General features: G+C 44.0%; 18 protein-coding genes. 9 read left to right on the top strand and 9 right to left on the bottom strand.

Translation table 11 applies throughout. The features are described from left to right. Window positions 1-1,491 (top strand): TyrR/PhhR family helix-turn-helix DNA-binding protein, encoded by a 1,491-nt coding sequence (locus ACXAH2_RS05745; protein WP_475077220.1) that lies wholly within the window; start codon window positions 1-3, stop codon window positions 1,489-1,491. A gap of 50 nt (window positions 1,492-1,541) precedes the next feature. On the opposite strand, the gene ACXAH2_RS05740 is transcribed toward ACXAH2_RS05745, so the two are convergent. The 4 genes from ACXAH2_RS05740 to ACXAH2_RS05725 all read right to left on the bottom strand — a co-directional run bounded on the left by ACXAH2_RS05740 (window position 1,542) and on the right by ACXAH2_RS05725 (window position 4,431). Next, entirely contained in the window at window positions 1,542-1,700 is a 159-nt protein-coding gene (locus ACXAH2_RS05740; RefSeq protein ID WP_475077219.1) for a hypothetical protein, read from the bottom strand. Window positions 1,701-1,857: 157 nt separating this feature from the next. Further along, entirely contained in the window at window positions 1,858-2,679 is an 822-nt protein-coding gene (locus ACXAH2_RS05735; protein WP_475077218.1) for an HAD family hydrolase, read from the bottom strand. Between the two features lie 194 nt (window positions 2,680-2,873). Then, the gene (locus tag ACXAH2_RS05730; protein ID WP_475077217.1) at window positions 2,874-3,230 is read right to left on the bottom strand and encodes a HopJ type III effector protein; all 357 of its coding nucleotides are present in this window, start codon (window positions 3,228-3,230) and stop codon (window positions 2,874-2,876) included. Between the two features lie 13 nt (window positions 3,231-3,243). Then, a complete protein-coding gene (locus ACXAH2_RS05725) occupies window positions 3,244-4,431 on the bottom strand; it encodes a Bcr/CflA family multidrug efflux MFS transporter (protein WP_475077216.1) in 1,188 nt (395 codons plus the stop codon). Window positions 4,432-4,688: 257 nt separating this feature from the next. On the opposite strand from ACXAH2_RS05725, the gene ACXAH2_RS05720 reads away from it, so the two are divergent. Further along, window positions 4,689-6,548: an ABC transporter ATP-binding protein gene (locus ACXAH2_RS05720; protein ID WP_475077215.1), complete on the top strand. Its 1,860-nt coding sequence runs from the start codon at window positions 4,689-4,691 to the stop codon at window positions 6,546-6,548. 99 nt (window positions 6,549-6,647) lie between these two features. Here the strand turns inward: ACXAH2_RS05720 and ACXAH2_RS05715 are convergent, their stop codons facing one another. The 3 genes from ACXAH2_RS05715 to ACXAH2_RS05705 form a co-directional block, all read right to left on the bottom strand. Further along, window positions 6,648-8,405 (bottom strand): alpha-amylase family glycosyl hydrolase, encoded by a 1,758-nt coding sequence (locus tag ACXAH2_RS05715; protein ID WP_475077214.1) that lies wholly within the window; start codon window positions 8,403-8,405, stop codon window positions 6,648-6,650. 142 nt (window positions 8,406-8,547) lie between these two features. Next, complete coding sequence (locus tag ACXAH2_RS05710) at window positions 8,548-9,774, bottom strand: glycosyltransferase family protein (RefSeq protein ID WP_475077213.1); 1,227 nt, start codon at window positions 9,772-9,774, stop codon at window positions 8,548-8,550. A gap of 50 nt (window positions 9,775-9,824) precedes the next feature. Continuing rightward, on the bottom strand, window positions 9,825-10,652 hold the full coding sequence (locus ACXAH2_RS05705) for an HAD-IIB family hydrolase (protein ID WP_475077212.1): 828 nt from the start codon (window positions 10,650-10,652) through the stop codon (window positions 9,825-9,827). A gap of 127 nt (window positions 10,653-10,779) precedes the next feature. Here ACXAH2_RS05705 and ACXAH2_RS05700 point away from each other — a divergent pair, with 127 nt between their 5' ends. Then, window positions 10,780-11,664, top strand: coding sequence for a DMT family transporter (locus tag ACXAH2_RS05700; RefSeq protein WP_475077211.1), 885 nt, complete (start codon window positions 10,780-10,782; stop codon window positions 11,662-11,664). Window positions 11,665-11,773: 109 nt separating this feature from the next. Here the strand turns inward: ACXAH2_RS05700 and ACXAH2_RS05695 are convergent, their stop codons facing one another. Beyond that, on the bottom strand, window positions 11,774-12,196 hold the full coding sequence (locus tag ACXAH2_RS05695) for a DUF3010 family protein (protein WP_475077210.1): 423 nt from the start codon (window positions 12,194-12,196) through the stop codon (window positions 11,774-11,776). A 300-nt stretch (window positions 12,197-12,496) separates the two neighbouring features. Between ACXAH2_RS05695 and ACXAH2_RS05690 the strand changes: the two genes are divergently transcribed. Then, entirely contained in the window at window positions 12,497-13,738 is a 1,242-nt protein-coding gene (locus ACXAH2_RS05690; protein WP_475077209.1) for a pyridoxal-phosphate-dependent aminotransferase family protein, read from the top strand. 41 nt (window positions 13,739-13,779) lie between these two features. Here the strand turns inward: ACXAH2_RS05690 and yddG are convergent, their stop codons facing one another. After that, window positions 13,780-14,697 (bottom strand): aromatic amino acid exporter YddG, encoded by a 918-nt coding sequence (gene yddG, locus ACXAH2_RS05685; RefSeq protein ID WP_475077208.1) that lies wholly within the window; start codon window positions 14,695-14,697, stop codon window positions 13,780-13,782. Between the two features lie 247 nt (window positions 14,698-14,944). On the opposite strand from yddG, the gene ACXAH2_RS05680 reads away from it, so the two are divergent. The 5 genes from ACXAH2_RS05680 to ACXAH2_RS05660 all read left to right on the top strand — a co-directional run bounded on the left by ACXAH2_RS05680 (window position 14,945) and on the right by ACXAH2_RS05660 (window position 20,175). Next, complete coding sequence (locus tag ACXAH2_RS05680) at window positions 14,945-15,937, top strand: Bug family tripartite tricarboxylate transporter substrate binding protein (protein WP_475077207.1); 993 nt, start codon at window positions 14,945-14,947, stop codon at window positions 15,935-15,937. A 73-nt stretch (window positions 15,938-16,010) separates the two neighbouring features. Beyond that, on the top strand, window positions 16,011-16,451 hold the full coding sequence (locus ACXAH2_RS05675) for a tripartite tricarboxylate transporter TctB family protein (protein ID WP_475077206.1): 441 nt from the start codon (window positions 16,011-16,013) through the stop codon (window positions 16,449-16,451). A 1-nt stretch (window position 16,452) separates the two neighbouring features. Continuing rightward, window positions 16,453-17,967, top strand: a complete 1,515-nt coding sequence (locus ACXAH2_RS05670) for a tripartite tricarboxylate transporter permease (RefSeq protein WP_475077205.1) — start codon at window positions 16,453-16,455, stop codon at window positions 17,965-17,967. A gap of 98 nt (window positions 17,968-18,065) precedes the next feature. After that, complete coding sequence (locus ACXAH2_RS05665) at window positions 18,066-18,749, top strand: response regulator transcription factor (RefSeq protein WP_475077204.1); 684 nt, start codon at window positions 18,066-18,068, stop codon at window positions 18,747-18,749. After that, window positions 18,712-20,175, top strand: a complete 1,464-nt coding sequence (locus ACXAH2_RS05660) for a sensor histidine kinase (protein ID WP_475077203.1) — start codon at window positions 18,712-18,714, stop codon at window positions 20,173-20,175. The genes ACXAH2_RS05665 and ACXAH2_RS05660 overlap by 38 nt, the downstream gene beginning before the upstream one ends. The last annotated feature ends 6 nt before the right edge of the window (window positions 20,176-20,181 follow it).

Raw genomic sequence — 20,181 nt, 5'->3', positions numbered from 1 at the left:
ATGCGACTGGAAATACAATGTGAAGACAGGGTCGGCATGATACGTGAGATACTGGATATCTTTATTCCACATCAAATTGATGTGCGTATGGTGGAAGTCGATTCTAAACAACGTTGTGTTTACTGTGGTTTCTCTGATGTTCCTTTTCGTCTACTGCAAAGTCTACTGGCAGAAATTCGTAAGCTAGACAGTGTTGAGGATGTAAAAACAGTACGTTTTACACCTTTTGAGCGAGAGCATAATGTCTTATATACCTTGTTGGAAGCTTTACCTGACGGCGTGATAGCGGTGGATTTGAAAGGCAAGATTACCATGGTCACGGAATTGGCAGCCAAAGATCTTAATGTACCCGTTGCGCAACTGCTTCATCAACCTTTGCAAGATTTTATTAAAGGTGTTCATTTCTCTAAAAGTGCATGGGCTAAGCCTCAAGCAGGCAGCAGCAAACGTATTCGTCTGCAAAATAACACTTTTTTATTGGAGATGCGGCCATTTTTTGTGGTCAATGATGAAGGTGATGAGATTCCAGCAGGGAGTGTTGTTTACCTTAAATCAGAACAGCGCTTGGATCGGCAAACCGCGAACTTAAAATTAGCGCCTGAGGCCGATAATCCTCTGGAAGGTTTCTTTCAGACTGATCTTATTAAAAGCGTTGTCATGGCTCGCACGTTACAACAAGCTAAAGCCTTTGCTTTAACTGGTCACCCTTTATTAGTGCAGGGCGAACCAGGAACCGGGAAGCGACACTTAATAGAGGCTTTATTTCAGTATTGGCAACGTCAAGAAATGGATCAAGCTGTTGAGCTGGTAGTGCGTCATGCTTCGGACATTAAGTTGGCCGACATTGAGAGTTTGGATCAACATATTGGGTGGTTTGTGATCGACCAAATAGAGCATTTGACTATTGAGGTGCAGCAACAGTTAGTACTCTGGTTACAAAAGCAGGCTGATGAAGCCACCAGCTTTGATCGACCAGTGCGCTTGGTCAGTGTGACTCAGCATAAACAAGCAGAGCTGGTGATGAAGGGGTTTAGCAATGAGCTGTATTTCCAGCTCGCCAAACTCCGTCTTTCCATGCCAGCCTTACGAGACAGGATAGACGATTTACCCGGTTTAATCAGGCACACATTAACGGATTTGGCGACACGCTATCGACAACCTGTGCCCATCTTAACTAAGTCGGCACAGGTAAAATTAAGCATGCATGCTTGGACAGGGAATTTGGCAGAACTGCAAAATGTGTGTTTGCAAACCTTGTTGGCTTGTCCAACCAGTCATTGGCAAGCAGAAGACATTCACCTCGAGGAGGCATCCTCTCTTTCATTGCGACTAGAAAATAATTCGCTAGAGCAAACAGTAAAGACGTGGGAAGCGCAATTGTTGCGACAGCTTTATCCTCAATACCCCAGTACTCGACGCTTAGCAAAAGCAGTAGGCATGAGTCACAGCACCATTGCCAATAAACTAAAAGAATATGGTATACAGTGCTAAAAAAGCCCTATCAATGTTGAACAACAGGGCTCTTGCTTGGAAAGGATAAATTAGTAAGAACGTTGACGTCGAACTGGACGAGAAGTTTTCTCTCGCTCGATTTTAATAGGCTGCATTTTGACTTTTGGTTGGCTGACGGACTTGTGGATGCTAGCAACCAAGAAAGCAATAACTGCACAAGCAGCTACGAATAATACGAATTCAAACATGGCGTTTCTCCAAACTAATTATTCTTATAACACTATGGTTCAATATGACCATTAGGTAAAGCACATTATGTTGTCTTTTCGTTAAGGAAGGTGGCTTCCTCAACATTAAAGGATTCGATAATTCATTAATAGTGACGAAAAAATGGTTTTCAAGTCTTCAAAGATTATAGCGTTTTCTTAGGTAGTGAGCGACCGCATCTTCGTCATGATGACCAATCACATTGTCGGCTGCTTGTTTGACATGCGTCATAGCGTTGTCCATTGCCAAGGCTTCATCGGCACAGTCAAACATAGACAAATCATTGTCACCGTCGCCAAACACCACTAAGGTTTCGGCACCAATTTCTTGTTTTAGTTCCATCAGAGCGGACCCTTTGCAAACATTACTATGATGAATGTCAATCCAGTGGGCATCTGGATTATAAATACCGCCACCAGAATAGGCTGTTAAATGGTCGTGTTTTTGGCTTTCCTCAACAATTTTTTCAATATACTCGGGATGGCCCATAGCACTAATATTGGTGATTTTTGAGTGTGCTGAAAGCTCAGAAATGGGATGAAGGCTCATGTTTTTATGATTGCCCAATTCATTGGCGATGTGATCACTAAGTTTACCAATAAGCGGTGCATGGTAGACTTTGTGGCTGCCATCTTCTGCTAAACAAAAAACAAAGGGGGTAATGGCATTAGCATCAAAAGCGGCGAGCAAGTCGCTAATGTGAGTCTGATCTAATAAGTGGTGATGGCGATATTCTTGAGCATTTGGTTGCCACCATTCCACACCATTTTTAAATATTTGCCAGTTGGGGAAATCATGACCGGCGATACAAGGCATGGCGGCAAGATGGGTTCGGCCTGTAGCGATGGTATAGTAAATGCCCGCCGCATTAAGTTTTTCAAGTGTTTCAATGGTGAAGTCAGATAAACGCTGATGACGGTTCAGTAAGGTGCCGTCGAGATCAAATGCCACTAATTCCATAATTACCTCGTTGTTATCGTGTGACTATCGCATTATGTGTATTACGAATTCAACTGCATAAAGGTTACCAATTTGTATCTTTCATTGTCTTTTTAGTCTTCGTAATTTTACGCCAATATGGCTGACAAAAAGGCAAAACGAACGGTGGGATTGAAGATAAGGGGGCAACGATAAGAGTTGAGCCCCCTAACACATTACTTGGTCTCAATGGCTTTTAACGCTTGAGAAGAAAATACGACGCCTTCCCAGCCATTTAACATGAACTGGCGAATGTTTTGATGATCCTCCCCTTGAGGGTTTTGCAGTACGTCTACACGATAGAAGTCACCAAAAAGATGCAGGGTTTCGTCTTTATTCAGCTGATTGATTAAGGCAAAAGAAAAAATTTTACACGAACCATTGTTTTCATTAACTGCGTTAACCTGTTCACCATTGGTAAACGCCGTTGGCGAAAATTCGTATTCGTTTTCAATCACGCCAATGGCTTCTTTAAAACTTACGTCTTGTGGTGTGTTCTTGATTTTTTCAATCAAGCTTTGCGTATTTAACATGATAACTCCAAAGTTAAGTTCGTTTTGCTGAATAATGCACGGTTAATTTAAAAAGGGTGAAAGATACTAGTCCGCAAGTCGCCATGGTAGCAAGCATAGGAACAAAGGTACCATTATGAAATAGGCTGACCATGGCGCCACTCAATGCGCCAAGCGCAAAACGAGAGGTGCCAGCCAGTGCTGTGACACTGCCATTATTATTGCCAGCGCTTTTTAGAGCACCCGCTATGAACCCGCTGCTGAGTATCCCCATAGGCCCAACAAACATCATGCTGGAGAGCATAATAAGTATGAGTGGTGGTTGCTCAAACAAACAAAGAAACAGCATAAAGAGTGATGCAGCGAAAGGCACAAAACTGGCGTATTTGGACAGTACCTCCGTCCCCAGTTTTTCTACAAAACGACTATTGATACTAGACGCTATCATCATGGTCACCACGTTGGCGCCCACCAGAAAACCAAAGTGTTCAGGTTTCACTTGATAGATTTCAATATAAACAAATGATGAGCCGGTGATAAAACTCATCATGCCTGAAAAGAAAAAAGCGCCTGCCGCTATGTAGCCTAATACGGCTGGATTTCGAATAAGTCGATAATAGTTACTAAGTGCTCCCCATAAAGAAAAAGGAATACGTTTTTCATGAGGCAAGGTTTCAGGAATCTTGATGATAAATAAAACAATGCCTAGCAAAGATAACATGCCAAGAAAAATGAAAATAAAATGCCAACTGAAAAGAGTTAAAATAGCACCACCTAAAATAGGTGCCGCCAAAGGAGCAAGAGCCATCACCAGCATGATCATTGACATGGCTTTTGCAAATTCGTTAATGGATAAACCGTCTTTTACTAACGCAGGGATACAAACTGCGACAGCAGCGCCGCCAAGGGCTTGGATTACGCGTCCTATCATCAAGCAGTCATAACTGGTTGACCAAGCGCATATAAAACTGCCTAAAGCAAAAATGCTTAAGCCACCAATAACCACTTTACGGCGTCCAATAGCATCGGATATAGGGCCAAATAAGATCTGTAAAAAAGCAAACACAATCAAGTACGTGCTTAGCGTCATCTGTACTAAGCTGATATGGATATTTAAGTCTTTAGCAATGGTCGGAAAACTGGGAAGATAAGCATCAACGGCAAGCGGAGTGAGACCGGAAAGCAGGCCTAGAATGAGAATGATGGGTAAAGTAAGCGACATAGTTGGTGCGTTGGTTGACCTGTAATAGATTGATAACGAAGCGTTATTATAATCCCTTTGCTGGAAGCTCGTGATGTTAATTGTGCAAACACTAAGTAAAGGCTTTAGCAATCAGAGGCATGCCCCATATAGTATGGTTTTAAAAACACTATCATGTTTCAATTTCGTCAAATTTTGATTCCCTTCTCACTTAGCCGGCCCGCCCATTTAAGTATTAGAAAAGAGTGAATACGTGTCGTGCGAAAATAAGGATTAGTATGCTAAGTTTGTTTGAAAAGTGGATTGCTCCCTATCCCGATCAGGATTCAGGGCAAGCTCCTAATACCCTCTATGCCTTTTGTCGCTACTATTCTCGTGGCGCCGAACTGCCTTTGATTATCATGTCTTGTTTGACGGCCGTGATTGCCATACTGGAAGTGACTTTGTTTAGCTTTCTTGGACAATTGGTGGATTGGTTAATCGACAAAGATCCTAGCACTTTCTTTGCTCAAGAGGGTGGGCATTTATTGTTGATGTCCCTAATGATTTTGGTGGCTATGCCATTATTGACTTTTTTGCATTCGGCCATTATTCATCAGGTTTTGTTGGGCAACTATCCGATGCGTATACGATGGTTATCCCATCAGTTTATTTTGAAACAAAGTATGTCTTTCTTTCAGGATGAATTTGCTGGACGTATTTCTACTAAAGTTATGCAGACCTCTTTAGCGGTTCGTGAAACCGTGATGAAACTATTGGATGTCTTGGTTTTCATAGGCGTTTATTTTATTTCTATGGTGGTGTTAATTGCCAATGCGGACTATCGCTTAATGCTACCTATGCTGGGCTGGTTGTTCTGTTATGTCATGCTGCAATTGTATTTTGTGCCTAAGTTGAAGCGTGTGTCTAAGGCGCAAGCGGATGCACGATCCATCATGACAGGCCGTGTAGTAGACAGCTACAGTAACATTTCTACTGTTAAGCTTTTTTCTCATCACGATAGAGAGGCTGCTTATGCTAAAGAGGGCATGGATGGTTTTTTGCAAACCGTTTATCAGCAAATGCGTTTAGTGACTTTCTTGAACGTAGGAGTGCAAAGCTGTAACTATTTCCTAGCTTTTGTCATTGCGGCTATGTCCATTTGGTTGTGGTCAGCAAGTGTTATCAGTGTTGGTGCCATTGCCATTTCGGTGAGTTTGGCTCTTCGATTAAACGGTATGTCACAATGGATTATGTGGGAAGTCAGTGCCTTATTTGAAAACATTGGTATGGTGAATGATGGCATGCAAACCCTGTCTCGTCCTGTGGAAATTCAAGACAAGCCTAATGCGCCCCCTTTGCAGGTTAACCAAGGCCAGATCGATTATAAAAATGTGTCTTTCCATTACGGTAAAACTGATCGCAAAGTCATTGAAGCGTTAGCCTTATCGATCAAACCAGGTGAAAAAGTGGGTTTGGTTGGTCGTTCTGGCGCTGGCAAGTCCACTATCGTCAATCTGTTGATGCGTTTTCATGATGTGGAAGCCGGTCAGGTGTGTATTGATGGACAAGATATAGGTGAAGTGACACAAGAGTCATTACGCGCGCAAATTGGTATGGTGACGCAGGATACCTCATTGTTGCACAGAACCGTGCGAGAAAATTTGCTTTACGGTCGTCCAGATGCCAGCGAAGAAGAGATGATTGCGGCAGCGAAAAAAGCCGAGGCTCATGACTTTATTCAAGGTCTATCCGATCCATATGGTAATCAGGGTTACGATGCCATGGTCGGGGAGCGAGGCATTAAATTGTCAGGCGGTCAGCGGCAGCGCATTGCCATCGCTCGAGTGCTATTAAAAGACGCGCCTCTATTGATACTGGATGAAGCGACTTCGGCATTGGATTCTGAGGTAGAAGCGGCAATACAGGATAGCCTTTACAAGTTAATGCAAGGCAAAACCGTGATCGCCATTGCACACAGGCTATCAACTATAGCGGCGATGGATAGACTGATTGTGTTGGATAAAGGACGTATTGTAGAGCAAGGCAGCCATGAAGAATTGGTCAAAGCCAATGGCATTTATTCATCCTTATGGGCGCATCAAACGGGTGGCTTCTTAGCGGAAGATATTGAACTTGACGAAGATACCTTGGCCTAATTCAATGTATTAATGATCAAATTTAAAAGGCGACCCATTAGCATTAGGTCGCCTTTTTATTTGCTTGTTTCGCATCACTAGCTAACCAAAGGCAAAGATTCAGTCTTCTTTGATTTTACCTTTTTTATTGGCTAACCAAACAAACTGATAAGGCATGAGGGTGACTTTCCCTAAATGATCTTCATAGATCTGCTCTGATACTAAATCTGTCCAGATATCAGTGGCAATGAGGTTCAGTTCAGAAAGATTAAAATGCTGTGGTTGATCTGACATATTATAGACTGCAAACAGACTTTGACGACGATCCAGACTTTGGCGCCAGAAGGCAAATAAATGTTCTCCCATGTGCAAAATGTATTGCGTGGCATTTGGATGAAACGCTGGTTGAGCGCGTCGTATCTTCAATAAATTGGTGACACTATTAAAGACTTTTTGATGGTGCGTTGGGGTATTCAAGGCATGATCTAATTCATCCATATCCCAAATGTGGCGGTTAATAGAGCGGAAATGCCCAGTATTGTCGACACGTTCATAATCGTTTTCAGTACCAAAGAGACTGTGAATGTAGAAAGCTGGGGCACCTTCTAGTGCCATCATAACCCCTGCAGCACATAGGAAACGAGCAAATTGCCATTGATCAGGCCCTTGGTGGGCGGAGCCAGATAAGGCATCCCACAAACTGATGTTGATCTCATAGGGCTTGGCATCTCCTTGAGGCGTTGTTCGGGAACTGAGCTTGCCACCAAAACGTTTCATGGTATTGATTAGAGTCTCCAATTCCCATTCGGTCAACAAACCTTCGGTCGGACGTAAGCCTATGCCGTCGTGAGAGGCAAGAAAATTAAGATAGGTGGTACCTTGTTGAGCTGGTGGCATGCTCATGAGCCATTGTTTTAAATGGTTACAATTCCCTGTTACCAGACTGTTGATTAACAGCGGTGGTAGGGAGAAGTTGTAAATCAAATGAGCTTCGTTGGCGTTACCAAAATAGGTCAGATTTTCCTGATTTGGAATATTGGTTTCGGTAATGATCACAGCGTCAGGCGCATAATGCTCTATCATCAAGCGCAATAAACGAATCATTTCATGGGTTTGGGGTAAATTAATGCAAGTCGTACCAGGAATTTTCCAAAGAAAGGCGACAGCATCCAAACGGAACCATCGAATACCTTTTTCTAAATAGAGACGAATAATGCGTAAAAATTCCAGTAATACTTCGGGGTTTTCAAAGTTCAAATCCACTTGGTCATGACTGAAGGTACACCAAACATACTTGTCTCCATGTTTGGTTTTGACCTCTCGAAGCAAAGGTGAGGTTCGCGGGCGGACGACAGCACTTAAATCCGCATGCGGATCGGCTTCATAAAAGAAGGTGGCACCCGGTTCCACCCCAGCCTTGTAATTTTCAAACCACAAACTGCGACTAGAGCAGTGGTTAATCACCAAGTCACCCATGACTTTAAAATCTTGAGCTAAGCCAGAGACATTGTCCCAATTACCTGAAGATGGATTGACCGTGGTGTAATCCATGACACTGAAACCATCGTCCGAGCTGTAAGGGAAAAAGGGCAGTAAATGCACTGCAGAAATACAACAAGCGAGCTTGCTTTTCACAAATTGATGTAAGGTTTCTAATGGCGCTTCGCCTTTCCTGCGAAGCGTGTCCGCGTAGGTGATCAACATCACATCGGACTGATCCCACAAGTTTCTATGTGGGCGAGGGGATTCCGTTGCTGGGTCAAGAAAGAAGGTTGCTAAGCATTTCCGTGCCAACTCCTTGTGATCAAGGTTGGGATAAAGAAGTTGCAAGTGTGCCATTAACCTTTGTTCCAGTTGTGACAAGGGGGCTTGTTCCATAGTATTTCCTGCCTTTTCAAGTGATTGCAAACAACGCCGTAGCGCTCACTTTTGATCTATCTTATTGTTTTATTAGAGCACACGAAAGTGATACTGACTTGTGCTCTAATGGAAGAGGATGCATCCTCTTGGTTGGCGAAGTTTACTTCGGTCCGAATTCCGCCATGTCTTTTTCAACCGCTTCTGCCAATTGCGATAGTACTCCAGGGAAGGCACTAATGACGCGATTCCAACTGGGTATAAAAGGTGTTTCCATTGGATTTTCTAAATAATGGTTGCCCGCTTTCATAATATTGCTGGCGAACAGCTCAACAGCTTGTTCTTCTGTATGTACATCCAATTTTAGGCCATTTATCTCTGCATCATTACGATAGGTTTCAATAAAGTCCAACGCGACGCGGAAGTAAGTCGCTTTGATGGTACGGAAGGTTGCCTGATTGAAAATGGTGCCTGTGGTGGCCAATTTACGGAAAATGGCTTTGGTAATATCGATGGACATTTTGGATAAACCACCGTCATCATTATCTGCCGATAAGTCTTGATGTTTGTGGTCATATATATCGGCAATATCAACCTGACACAGTCTGTTTGGTGAGTAATTACGGTACATCTCACTCAACACACCAATCTCTAACCCCCAATCACTTGGAATGCGAAGATCGGTCATGACATCGCGACGGAAAGAGAATTCTCCCGCCAGTGGATAACGGTAGCTGTCCAGATAGTCTAGGTAATCTAAGTGACCTAAGACTTTTTTCAAGGAATACAATAAAGGTGTCACCAGCAAACGGCTAACGCGTCCATTCATTTTGCCATTAGCAGCACGAGCATAAAAGCCTTTACAGAATTCGTAGTTAAAGTTTGGGTTAGCAACGGGATAGATAAGACGTGCCAGTAGCTCACGATCATAAGTGACAATGTCACAATCGTGCATGGCGATGGATTCAGCCTTCCCTGCCGCTAGGTTGTACCCCATGCAGAACCAAACATTACGACCTTTGCCCGGATCGGTTGGTGACAGGTTTTCCCCTTTCAAAACACTGTCTATTTCTCTCAAACGTGGACCATCGTTCCATAGTACTTTGCAGTTTTGTGGTAACACACTAAAAAACTCTAAGGCGTGACGATATTGTTCTTCAGTAGCACGATCTAAGCCTATGATGATTTCAGATAAATAAGGAACCTGTTGCAAATGTTTGATGATGTTTGGCATGGCCGGAGTTTCAAGTTCCGAATATAAGCAAGGTAAAATCAGCGACATAGGGCGGGTTTTAGCAAACTCGCAAAGCTCTTTCTCCATTTCTTCTAGCGGGCGGTGGGCTAAGTTGTGAAGTGTGGTGATGATGCCATTTTGATGAAAGTCACCCATAAAAGTCTCCTAAAATATGAAATATATCGTCTTATTAATTGTGCGATTACTTATAGTATTCCCTGTTTTATTAATAATTGATTAATGGCCTGTGCCCAGCCTTTTGGGCCATAGTCGTCCGTTAACCAAGCATCACTTCGATTTGGTATTTCTGGTGGGACATGCACTGGGGAGCGAATCACCACAGGTATGTCAGCTTTACTCAGCATGCCAATGTCATTTTCACCGTCGCCGAGGGCCATGGTGATTAATTCTTGATCTTCTAGAAGCTGGTCATGATAAAGTTTGGTTAACCAAAGCATAGCATTGGCTTTATCGCAGTTTTCGCCCATAAGATGAGAAAAGCGACCACCTTTTTGAATCTGCACGCCAAATGGTTTGAGATGCTCACGCAAACTCTGCAGAGCTTGGTTAGAATCTGTCCATAACATAGGTTCAGAAAACTGACGTTGCATTGCTAATTTGGCGTTTTCTTCACTTAATCCAGTGGCCCTAATGAGGTCATTTACTGTCATATCACTAAAACGTTGGAAGGTATATTGATCCAACTGATCGTCTGTCATATGAATCAACTCTTCACGTTTTGGACCAAAGGTTTTAAGCCAGTATTCGCCCATGTCTTCTAGTGGCTCTTGGATGTCTAATCCTAATTGCTTAGGGATGTAAACAGCAGAGCCATTTTCGACAATAAAAGGGTCAAGGTGATTCAACTCCTTGCGTAATGGTAAAAGTTCATAAAAGGTTTTACTGGTATTGATAACACAGGGAATAGCAAATGTTTTTAGAGAAAGCATTGCTGACTTTGCAGGAGCAAAGCTGTAAGTGTGGTGGTCAAGTAAAGTGCCGTCTAGATCGGTAAAAATTAATAGGCTCGTCATCTTGTTTCCAAATAGAGGTCCATCAAGGGAAAATTGTTGGACATTATTGTTAATCTTGCAAATCTGGTGCCAGTGCGTGAAAGTAAGTATCTACTTCATCAGCTTATCTAGGATTTTGAACAATTAGATGACAAGTTTGCTACGTTTGTATGTCGTTATTTCACTGGCGCTGATTGCTTTTGCCGCCAATTCAGTCCTGAATCGTTTGGCCCTAGCGGATGAGTTGATTGATCCTGGCAGTTTTACCCTGTGGCGTTTAGCCAGTGGAGCCGTTACTTTGTTGTTGCTGTGTTGGTTAAAAAGCCTAGCGAATCCGCAAGAAGTCACTTTTAATCAGCTTAAAAGGGGCATGAAAGAAGGTAACTGGTGGTCGTCTGTCGCTCTGTTTGTCTATGCTGTGGGCTTTTCCTACGCTTATATTAGCTTGTCTACCGGAATGGGGGCCTTAGTCTTGTTTGCCATGGTACAACTGACATTGATTACCTTGGCGATTTATTCCGGTCAGATATTAAATAGGTTGGAGTGGCTAGGATTGGCCTTGGCCTTTGCTGGCTTTGTCTATCTTGTTTTACCTGGGCTTTCATCGCCTTCATTAATGGGCTTCGTATTGATGTCATTTGCAGGTGTGGCATGGGGTGTATACACCTGGCGAGGCAAATTATCTAAGCAGGCCCTGTGGGCAACCACAGCAAATTTTACCCGTACTTTGCCTATCTTATTGGTTGCTCTTCTCTTATTAATTGCGTTTGGCGATCATCAGACAACCAGTAAAGGCATTGCCTTGGCCATATTGTCAGGTGCTGTCATGTCAGGTTTAGGATACGCCTTATGGTATGCTGTCTTGCCTCGAATCAGTGCTTCAATGGCAGCGGTATTACAGCTTCTGGTGCCTATTATTGCGACTTTTGGTGGCGTTATTTTTGCGGATGAAAACATTAGTTTTCATCTTGTGTCAGCCACCTTTGTGGTGATTGCTGGAGTGCTATTCGTCATCATAGGCAGAAATAAATAATGCGCATTTTTGGTGCGTTATTTTTGTATTGCTCTTATTTGGTCTTAGTGTGTGACACAAAATGGGGAGTGAGAAATGGCTCAATGAACGAGCCATTATTAACATTTCTTTAGTTCGCTAAGGCCACATAAGCGACAACAAAAGCATTTTCTTGGAAGGCTTTTAACCCTGTTGTTTTGAAGTCAACTGGCAATGGGTGTTTTTGTAGTGTTTCTTTGATAGCAGCGTTGTTATAAAGGTCTATTTGAACGGTATCAATCAGTTGTATAGCGGCTTCGATTTTGAAGCCAACCGCTCCACCGGCAAATTTGCCTTTGGTTGGACGCTCCTTGATGACCACATTGCTCACCTTATAATCTTCAAACAGTTTTTTTAGCGTAAATTGGAATTTTCGTACGCTCTCACAGTCGTTTGGTTGGCTCAATGCTAGGCGAATTTGTCGGCAATCGGGTATTTGAAATAAACCGTCTTGCTTAGACAGTAAACATAAAATGGCTTCGCTGCCTTTGATTTCCACACCACAAGTAACCATAAATGAACCTTCAGTCGTTAAATTTTGGGCATTATCGCATACTTAGTGCTGTTAGCGCAGAGTAAAAAAAACTGCTTGTTTCAAGCAAAAGGAGTCAGATCTAGGGCGAAAATGAAGGCTTCTGGTTTATTACACTGTTTTCAATTTCTTCACTCTCTTTATCAAACAGAATACGTTAGTATTTCGAGATATTATTTTGCCAAAAGATAAAATACGATATTTTCTACTGTAAATGTTTAAAAAACTGACTTTTATTCGGTAGAAAGTATTCTCTCACTCTGACGCATTAGGTTTTAATAAATGACTGTTTTATCGCCATTGGGCGTGACGCCACCACAAGTAAAATCATTGGATGAAATTTTACCTCATGAGCCCTTGTTAATGATGGGCGCTGGACCGGTTCCTATTCCTGAGCGTGTGGCGAAAGCCAACTCTGTGGTCATTAACCATTTGGGCAGTGTGATGGCGCAGGTCATTGATCAGGTCAAATCCATGGCGCGATATGTCTTCCAAACCGAGTCCAAGTGGGTATTGGGCGTGGCCGGGCCAGCTTCAGCAGCGATGGAAATGGCGGTGGCCAATTTAATGCAAAAAGACGAGCGCATTTTATGCATTAACAATGGCTTCTTCAGTCATCGTATGGCGGAAATGGCGAGTCGAGTAGGGGCTGAGGTTCACGAATTACATGTGGGCACTCATGAAGCGGCTGATCCTGAAAGAGTTCGTAAAGCCATCGAAGAGACGCGTCCTAAAGTACTGACTCTGGTACAGGGTGAGACATCCAATACGGTTTTCAATCACAGCCTAGAAGCCATTGCTGACATTGCCAAATCCTACGGTTGCCTAGTCGTGGTTGATGCCGTGTGTACATTGAGTACCATGCCTTTGCAAATGGATGAATGGCAAGTAGATGTGGTGATTACGGGCGGTCAAAAAGGGTTGTCTTCCATTCCGGGAGCTTCTTTATTGGCTTTTTCCGATGAAGCTTGGAAGGTCATTAAAAATCGTACACAACCCACCGTACAATGGTGTTTTGATGCGCAATTGGCTGAGAACTTCTGGCATAAAGATGGCTATCACTATACAGCACCCGTGTCTGGCATTATGGCATTGCATGAAGCCTTAAAGTTAGTATGTGAAGAAACCCTTGAGCAAAGATTTGCTCGTCATTTGCGTTGCTCCAAAGCACTGCAAGCGGGTATTCAGGGCATAGGCTTGGATCTGTTTATTGCCCCAGAAGCACGTTTGAATTCCGTGGTGGGAATCAATATTCCGCAAGGTTTAACAGCCAATCAAATCTGTCATCACATTTCCGATGTTTACCGTGTGGAAATTGCTGGTTCATTTGGGCAGCCAATTGTTCGAATTGGTCAAATGGGCGAACAATGCCGTGAGCATAATTTGTTCAGAACATTGCACGCGCTTGGCAGCACCATGCGTGATCTGGGTGTGAAAGTAGATCAACCAAACGGTATGGCGGAAATGGAGGCTTACTTGCAAAGTGTTCCTAGACTCTTACCGGCCGCCAAGTCAGTCGCTTAAGTAAGCGTAACAGCTACCGGTTTTAACAGTAAAATGCCCCTTTAAACTTGGGGCATTTTTTTATTGGCTGGTTTGTTAGGCATGAGACTGGCAAAGAGGGCGCCAAAGGTAATGAACAAACAGGCAATGATCTGACCTTGGCTTAATTGTGCCTCTGTAAATAGTCCTAACCATGCGGTTGATAGCGCGGGAGCCGTGTAAGACAGTACACCGAGCAAAGAAAGGTTGCCGCGCTTAACACCAAAATCCCAGCAGAAAAACGCCACGCCGACAGGGCCTAATCCCAATCCTAAAATCGCCAACCAAGTGCCAGCAGATAGAGCAGAGGGCGTTGCTTCAAAAGCAAGGTGACTGATTCCTGCCAGTAGACTGGTGATCAAACAATACCAAAGGACAGAACTGGATGGCACCCGCTGAAAGCGACGATTGGCCACCGAATAGCTTGACCAAATGAAGGCACAAGCAAAAGCGGCCGCGTATCCGGTCCAGTGCACTTCAATGCCGACCATATCGCTTGATTGGGTTTTCGATTGCAACATGATTCCTGTGCCAACAAAAGCGATAACCGCTCCAATCAAGTGTGTCCAGGAAAGTCCTTTACCGCTGGTGAAGCCTGCCAAGATCACAATGAGCAATGGCCATAAATAGGCGATTAATCCTACTTCAACAGGGGGAGCATGCTGGAAAGCATAGAAATAACAAAAATGGTAAAAGAAAAATCCAAGTCCACCCATTGCGATGGCCTGCTTGGGTGTTTTTTGCCAAGAAGAAACCAGTTCGCCTTTCAGTAAATAGACGATAAAAAATAATAGTGTCGCAACGCCAAAAGTCAGTGCTAGTAAAAGCAGCGGTGGAACTAGTCCCGCTTGAGTGGTAAACAAGGCAAGGGTACTCCATAACAAGATGGCAATACTACCGATTAAGGTCGCTTGTGGTGAAGCCGAGGCCGTTGAGCGCATTTAGTGTCCTTATTTAAAACGGTTTTAATGCAATCTAGGATAACCCCATTGCAGCAAGAAGGCATTGCCAAAAAACGTTGAATGACTTGTTAAAAATCCTTTTAGTGAATGTGCAGAATAAGAAAAAAGCCATTTGACAGGGTGGTGACAGGTTTAAAAGGTAAGGTGTTGAGCTTCAAGTTTACTGAGCATTCCATATGGCAAACTTGACTCGCTAACAAAAACAATAAACAAGCAGGAGAAAATCATGCTTAACAACCTATCTTTGAAGTCTGTTCTTGTGTCTGGTGCGGTTGCACTTTCAATGATTGGACAGGCTCACGCCTATGAACCCGCTCGCAGTGCTGAATGTATTGCTCCTGCCAATCCTGGTGGTGGTTGGGATTTCACTTGCCGTAGTGTCGGTAAAGTTCTGGTTGATCAAGAATACATCAAAGGAAATGTACAGACTGTGAATATGTCTGGTGCTGGTGGTGGTGTGGCGTTTGCGCATACGGTCAGTAAACGCGCCAAAGACGATAACTTAATTGTTGCTGCCAGTACTGCAACAACAACACGCCTAGCGCAGGGCCAATTCCCTGGCATGAACTCTGACCAAGTAAAATGGGTCGGTACTCTGGGTGCAGACTATGGCATCATCGCGGTAGGTAAAGATTCAAAATACACTTCTCTAACTCAACTTTTAGACGCGCTGAAGAAAGACCCTACTTCTGTAAAATTCGCAGGAGGCAGTGCATCTGGTGGTTGGGATCATCTAAAAGTCTTAATGACGGCGCAAAAAGCGCAAGTAAAAGACCTTCCTAAAATTCGTTACCTAGCTTTCAGTGGTGGTTCTGAAGCCTTAGTGCAAGTGGTTGGTGGACACGTTGATGCCTTTACTGGTGACGTTTCAGAAGTCAAAGGTTTCATGGATTCGGGTGACCTTCGCGTTTTGGCTGTGTTATCGGAAGAGCGCTTGCCAGCACCCTTTAACAGTATCCCAACCGCCATGGAGCAAGGTATTGATTCTGTTGCGCCAAACTGGCGTGGTTTCTATGTGCCAGGTAAAGCCAGTCAAGATTCTTATGATTGGTGGGTAAATACCATGAACGAGTTGTATAAAACTCAAGAGTGGAAAGACATCATGACGAAAAACGGTTTGATGCCATTCCACAAGTCTGGTGCTGACTTCACTCAATTCGTTAAAAATCAAACCTTGGATATTCAAATCCTTTCAAAAGACATCGGTTTGATTCGCTAATAGCAGACCGCTATTGGGAGGGGGGAACCCCTCCAGTTTTCATACTTCTTTTAATCTAACATGGAGCAGAAACATGCGCGTAAATGATCGTGTGTTTGGCATGCTGATGCTAATTCTTGCCGTAGCATACGGCTGGGAAGCGACCCAATTTCCTGTGCCTTTTGGAGGCCATGAAAGCGTTGGTCCAGAAACTTTCCCCATCATGCTGTCTATTATCTTAGGGATCAGTTCAATTTACATGATAGTGCGTCCTGATGAAGACGAAAAATGGGCACCAACAGCCATGTTAGTGGAACTGACTATTGTTGTGCTTGCTATGCTGGCATTTGCTTGGGCAATTGAGCCGATTGGTTTTATGCCTGCAGCGGCATTGGTAGTGAGCTTTTTATGTTGGCGTATGGGTGCCAGTATCTCCAAGAGTGTGATTACCGGTGTCGTCAGCTCAGTCAGTATCTTCTTGTTATTTAATAATGTGCTTGAGCTAGCACTGCCTCTCGGTTTGTTGGAGTTTTAATATGGATACGATCAGCTTATTGATGCAGGGCTTTGCCGTTGCATTATCGCCCGAAAGTATTATGTTTGCCGTGGCAGGTGCCATCTTAGGGACGCTTATTGGTGCTTTGCCGGGTCTTGGTCCGGCCAATGGTGTGGCCATTCTGATTCCACTGGCATTCAGTTTGGGGTTGTCACCAACTTCTTCTTTAATCTTATTGACGTCTGTTTATGCCGGCGCCATGTACGGTGGGCGTATTTCGTCAATACTGCTAAATATTCCGGGTGATGAACCGGCCATGATGACCTGTTTAGACGGTTATCCTATGGCGCTAAAGGGCAAAGCAGCAGAAGCATTAGCGATTTCGGCCATTGCTTCTTTTATCGGTAGTTTCATTGCCACTATCGGTTTGGTGATTTTAGCGCCCATCTTAGCAAAATTTGCTCTAAAGTTTGGTCCATCCGAATACTTTGCCTTGTTTGCACTGGCGTTTGCTACTTTGGGTGGCATTACCGGTAAAAATCAATTTAAAACCCTTATGGCGGCGGCCATTGGTTTGATGATTGCCACTGTGGGCATTGATATTTCAACAGGGGTACAGCGCTATACCTTCAATACCCTTGAACTGTTTGAAGGCGTCGACTTCATTATCGCTATCGTTGGTTTGTTTGCCATCAGTGAGTTGTTGTTCTTCCTAGAGCGACACGCTGGAGATGGCTTGAAACAAGTGGCGATCAATAAGTTGAAGCTAAGTGCGCAGGACATTATCAAGGTGTTACCCGCGTCGATTCGTGGTGCTTTATTGGGCTTCGTGTCTGGGGTTTTACCGGGCGCTGGTGCGTCTTTGGGTAGCTTTATCAGTTACACACTGGAAAAACGCACGTCTGATAAAGGTGAATTTGGTAAAGGTGATCCTCGTGGTGTGGCGGCACCAGAAGCGGGTAATAACGGTGCTGCATCAGGCGCCTTGGTGCCAATGCTGACGTTAGGGGTGCCAGGTAGTGGTACCACCGCGGTTTTACTGGCCATGTTGATCTCATTGAACATCTCTCCTGGTCCAATGTTGTTCCAGCAAAATGCGGACTTGGTATGGGGGGTGATTGCGGCCATGTTCGTGGGTAACTTGGTATTGCTTTTGTTGAACATTCCTATGGTTGGTATCTTCGTTAAGCTGCTGAGCATTCCACCTAAATACTTGATGCCAATCGTTACCCTGATTGCGTCAGTGGGGATTTATTCTGTTAGTCACAGTGCCTTGGACTTGTACTTTATGGTCGGCTTTGGTGTCGCGGGGTACATTTTCCGAAAAGTGGGGATTCCACTGGTGCCCATTATTTTGGGCATGTTGCTTGGGCCTGAAATGGAAAAAAGCCTTCGCCATGCGTTAGTATTGTCCGATGGCGATTGGAGTGTTCTATTCAACAGTGGCCTGAGTATTGGTTTGTGGGTAGTGGCTATTTTGGGCTTGGTGCTGCCGATATTGATCGGACCTATTGTACGAGCAAAAATGGCAAAATCTAAAAGTGTGGGTGATTAATTTTTAGCACTCAGCAATATAGATTAAAAATTCGAACCGCTTTAGCGGTTCGAATTTTTTGCGTTAATAAACAATAAAAATGAGAAAGCAAATCTATTATGCGAATTTTAGTGGTTGAAGATACACAAGTGTTAGGCCAAGCAATTTGTGAGCGTCTCACCAGTCTTGGACACGGCGTAGACCTTATCTGTGATGGCAAACAAGCCGATGATATGCTTAAGTACCAAGCGGTTGATTTGATACTTTTGGACTTAAACTTGCCCGGTTTGTCGGGCTTACAGCTCTTACAAAAACTACGTCAGCGCGAGGATGATACGCCTGTGCTGATTCTAACGGCGCGAGATCAAATAGAAGATCGTATCCGCTTGTTGGATGCCGGTGCCGATGACTATTTAACCAAACCGTTTGACTTTGGTGAGCTGGAAGCCCGTTGTCGAGCCTTGTTACGACGTAAGCAAGGCTATGCGGCGAATGTTACTGAACATGGCAATATTCAGGTGAATCGTGACAGTCGACAAGTGTTTGTCAATGGTGAACTCACCGCCATTACCAACCGAGAGTTTCGCTTGTTGGAAATCTTTTTGGGCCATCTTGGTCGTGTTTTGAGCAAAGACGAGATAACCGATCATCTGTTTAATTTTGATGAAACGCCTGGCCCCAACGCCATTGAATTATATGTAGGGCGCTTGCGAAAAAAATTAGCAAATGGCGATTTGCGTATCAGCACTCTGCGAGGAATTGGTTATGTGGCAGAAATCACTCAGTCCGCAAAATCTGAGTGAAGACGAAAAGCAGGCATTGAAAAATGCGCCTTCTTTACGCTTTCGCTTCATCATTGCGGGCGTTCTAGTGATAGGCGTGATCGCTGCTATCGCGGTGAATTTGATTTTCGATTACAGTCGTCAGCTTGCCGATTTATCTTATGATCGTTTGCTGCGCAGTGCGTTACTGCAAATGGATGAAAACATTGCGCTGATTGATAACCAAGTCAGCGTAGACATTCCTTGGTCGGCATTTGCAACCCTTGCTCAAGCGGATGAAGACAGGGTTTTTTACAAGGTGGAAAGCCAAGAGCAAGGCTTTATCACTGGCTATGAAAGCTTGCTTTCAACACCGCCAAAGCCCCCTGAGTTAGATCAAATACAGTTTTATAACCAAGACTATTCCGGTGAGTCGGTGCGTTTCGCTTGGTTAGAACGTCACCTTACTGACCCAGAAAGTGCGCAAACCGTTCGAATTTTGCTGGGCCAAACGCGCCTCTCTCGTGAGCGTATGGCAACCTCCATTACGCAACGGGCGTTAGAGGTAGTGATCGTCATTGCTTTGGTCGCCATCGCACTGATTATCTTCGGCAGTCACTTGGTATTACGTCCGTTACATCGTATTGAATGGGCCCTAGAAGAACGGGTAATGGGGGATTTAACACCCATTAATTTGAATACACCGAAAGAAACTCACCATCTTAAAGTGGCGATTAACCACTTTATGGAACGTCTGCAAAGTAATCTTGAGCAGCTTGAAAATTATACTGCGGATGCGGCACATCAGTTGCGCACCCCTTTGGCCAGTCTCAAAGCGCTAGCAGAGAATGCGCGCGATCATACTTCGCCAGAAAAGCAGCATTTGGCGTTGGAAAACATAGTCAGGCAATGTGACGATTTAAGCCAAACGGTCACCCTATTATTGAATCAAGCGATGGTTTCTCATCGTTTACAAACCCATAGGTTAGAGCCGATTGATTTGTTGTTGCCCATCAAAGCATCGTGTCGTGAACACGCGGTTGCGGCTTTGCATAATGGTGTGCGTTTGTCCTTTGAAACTTCGGTGCAACAAGCCTGGGTGTTGGGTGACGCGTTTGCCATGCAGCAAATGATGCAAAATCTACTCGAGAACGCCGTGCGCTACAGTGGCAAGCCAGGGGATGAAGAAAAAGAAGTCATTGTCACAGTAATAGAATTAGAAAAGGCCTTTCAAATTCAAGTAATAGATTATGGTGATGGTATTGCCGATGATGAGAAAGAAAGAGTTTTTGAGCGCTTCTATCGTGCGCGTTACGACATTGCGGGCAGTGGAGTGGGCTTGTCCATGGTAAAAGATATTCTGGATTACCATCATGCGACCATCCATATTGTAGACACTGAGCCTAAAGGCACCACATTCCAAGTCGAGATTGAAAAACTGAAAGGCTTTCGGGAGCATAGTCAATGAGAATCC

The sequence above is a fragment of the Marinomonas sp. ABL3_031 genome (assembly GCF_056161265.1).
Note: the sequence above shows the minus strand (reverse complement) of the source record. Positions and strands in the feature narration are given on the sequence as shown.